This is a genomic window from uncultured Brachyspira sp. (assembly GCF_944390595.1).
Taxonomy (GTDB): domain Bacteria; phylum Spirochaetota; class Brachyspiria; order Brachyspirales; family Brachyspiraceae; genus Brachyspira.
The window spans coordinates 1-3239 of record NZ_CALXRN010000250.1 but is presented as its reverse complement, the minus strand read 5'-3'; the positions used below and the strand labels follow the sequence as shown (position 1 = coordinate 3239).

The 3239-nt window shown below is 45.6% G+C and carries 2 protein-coding genes; both read right to left on the bottom strand.

What is annotated here, in order from left to right; translation table 11 throughout:
- Positions 1-1318: C10 family peptidase (locus Q0J90_RS14675; RefSeq protein WP_297278619.1), on the bottom strand; the 1318-nt coding region annotated here is incomplete at its 3' end.
- Positions 1319-1350: 32 nt separating this feature from the next.
- Positions 1351-3239: C10 family peptidase (locus Q0J90_RS14670; protein WP_297278618.1), on the bottom strand; the 1889-nt coding region annotated here is incomplete at its 5' end.

Sequence of the window (3239 nt, the reverse complement as noted above, 5' to 3'; positions counted from 1 at the left end):
TGAACGATTCAACGTTGGCCACTAATCCTGTAATTTGATTGGATTGAGAAGTAGTATAACTGAACACAACCTGTCCGACAGGAGCCACATCTCCGTCACGATAGGGCTGCAACGTAGTAGCCGACTGGCGCATGAAATAGCCACCGTCTGACCCGCCAATACCCTGCTCGTTCGGATTCATGTAGTTCACATTGAAATAACCGTTCGACATGCCGCCCCAACCCCAATTCACATGGAAATAGCCGTCGGAATTGCATCCGTCTACAACAAAGGCGTGACCTGTTCCACTGGCACTGCCGCCACTGAAATAAACCGGACGTGACTGCTGCAATTCTGTCACCAGCAAATCAACAAATTCAGAAGACGACATCGACAAACGAGGATGATTTTCCACCTGATAGCGGAAATGGTCGTGCATCGCACGCTGTACCATTGCATCATTGGCACCACTGCCGCCCGGAGCATAATTCATTTCCAAAGCCACACCCAAATCCGCCATCAGTTGGGCAACGGCCTCACCTTCTTCCTGCGTCCATTCATTTACAATGTTCCAATTTTCGTCATAATAGGAAGTGTAAGTGTCGCGCATCGTGTCCCACTCGTAAGTTTTGGTAAAGTCGGCGCTCAACACCCCATAACTGGAATTGTAGGAATAACTGCCCACACCGTTGACGGGCCATTCCCAATATTTCATAATCTGAGCCAACGCCGTAGCCACACATCCCGTAGGACAACGCTCTTGAGCATCGCTGTCATAAGGACACATGTCATTGTAAGGCATACTCTGATTCCACATAATCTGGCCCAACAGCGGCTGAATTACAGGAAGCGACGGCATCAGATTGTTTTTTAACGGTTTGGCCTCCGAACGACGCACGGCTTTCACATACTCGGCATAAGCATCCAGCCACGACGAAAGGTTATCGGGAAGGTTTTCCATGTCGAGCGTCCCGCTGTCGGAATAGCCGACCAGTTCCGTCAGGCTGTCGTCACCCGAGACAATGACAAATCCCTGGTTCTTGGCAGCATTAAACACATAATACTCGGCATCGGAAGAAAACGATGCCACCCCGGAAGCCTTTTGCTTCCACAGCGTTGTCGCCAATGATTGATTGTACTTTTGGGCAATCCGATAAGCCTCCGACTCTGACAACTGTGCAGCATGCAGACTCCAACCTGTAATCAAAAGCGTCCCTAATAGAAAAAATCGTTTCATAATTTTTATTTTTGTGTTTCCATTAATCGCAAATTTAATAAATTTCAACGATTTACAAAATATCTGACAAACAAAAAACCGGACAGTGTCGTAAAATGACACTATCCGGCATTATCCTATTGCCAAACAGAAGTTCAGCGAACCAAAACTTTCCAGACTTTTCCGGCAACCTTCACGAAATAAACTCCCGAAGCGTCCATTGGTATTTCACGGTCGGCCGTCGTGCAAATGCAAACACCCGACAAGTCGTACACGGCTGCCTCTTCGGCCGTACCGTCAATGTGAATCACATTGCCGCGCACCGAAACAGATACATTATCGCCACCGACAGAAGCCACACCCGACGGGTCGACAACCTCTACATAAGCCACAGTTTCGCCTCCGGTGAAATCCAATTCCACATTGTTGGAAGCCGTGAAATTCTCCACCTCCACACGATAACGGCCGGCTGTCATCGAATTAAGCAAACGTAAGCTGGCACTCACAACCTGTTCAGAGTTTTTGCCTACCAAAACATCTACCGACGACTTGAATACCTTTTTATTAGTGTCATCATTGTATACTAAAAGTGACATTTCACCAATAAAATCATACCCAGAGTCATTTTTCAAAGTTACTTGGAAATCAGCAGTACCACCCACATTCACTTGTTCAGTCAATGTTTCAAATTTCTCACAGCTGATGACAGCCGTAGGAGTAACAGGTTCAACCACCTTGATCTCATTTCCCGAAACGGAAATGTTGATACCATCAGCAGCAACACGCACCCAATTATCATAGTCCTGTTGGCGTGAAACCAAACGTATCACATAGTTTCCGTCAGCTAATGTAACCAACTCTTCATTTGCCACTAACTCTTCTGGATAATAAATAATATCAAATCCTCCAATAATTGCCTTATTTGACGATGTTACAGCAATCTGTTCACCACTTTCATTATAAATACCCAAAGCTAATTCACCTCTATAATCCAATTTAACCATATTAGAGATACCAAAATATTCCACTCGAAAATTTTCCCCCTTAGAAATGGAATCCTGCAAAACTTTCTCATAAAAGTTCACGCTACCTTCCCATGTAGAAGAATCAAGGAGACGCAAAACAAACTGACCATGGGATCCTTTACCTGTTATATCAGGATAAGCTACAATAATACTCTGCATCGAATTAAAGCCACCACTACCGCCCCCAGTTCCCAAATCTGCAGGATTCATATAGCTGACATTGAAATATCCATCGGAAAGACCACCCCATCCCCAATTGACATGGAGATAATCATTGGAATCGTAACCATCGACAATAAAGGAATGCCCTCCAAGCGACCCCTGACCATTGAAAACGAGCGGATGTTGATTGTCAAGTTCCTCCTTAATGCGGGAAAGGAACTCTTCTTCGGTATAACCGTCACGGGTAATCAGATCGGCATGATAACCAAAATAATCGCACAAGGCCAACGGCATATCCGTATCATACGCACCACTTGCATCAGGGCCATAGCCCATTTCAAGAGCAACGCCGCAGTCGTACATCAGTTTGGCTACGGCATTAGCTTCCGTGTCATTCCATTCATTAATGATATTGTTGTCTGAATCATAATAGCTTTCATAACGGTCCTTCATGTTGGCCCAATCGTAAACCGATTTGGAAAAATCGACCGAAAGGACGCCATAGCTGGAATAATAACTTTTTGTGCCTTTGCCCTGTTCCGGCCATTCATGATAATTTATCAACTGTGCCATGGAAGTGGCAGCACATCCGGTAGGACAAGTCACTTTGTAGTTCGAATCATAGGGACAAAGCAAATTATACGGTTCACTCTGATTCCACCGTGTAGTCACCAACGGTCCTACCACAAGTGTTCCATTGTTTACAATAGTTCGCATCGGTTTTGAACTCCCGTCACGCACACTGCGGACAAATGCAGCATAACCGTCCAACCAGGCACGAAGATTCTCCGGAGCATTTTCCGAACGGAACTCGCCCTCATTTGAGTAACCCACCAACTCTGTCAACTCGTCGTCAC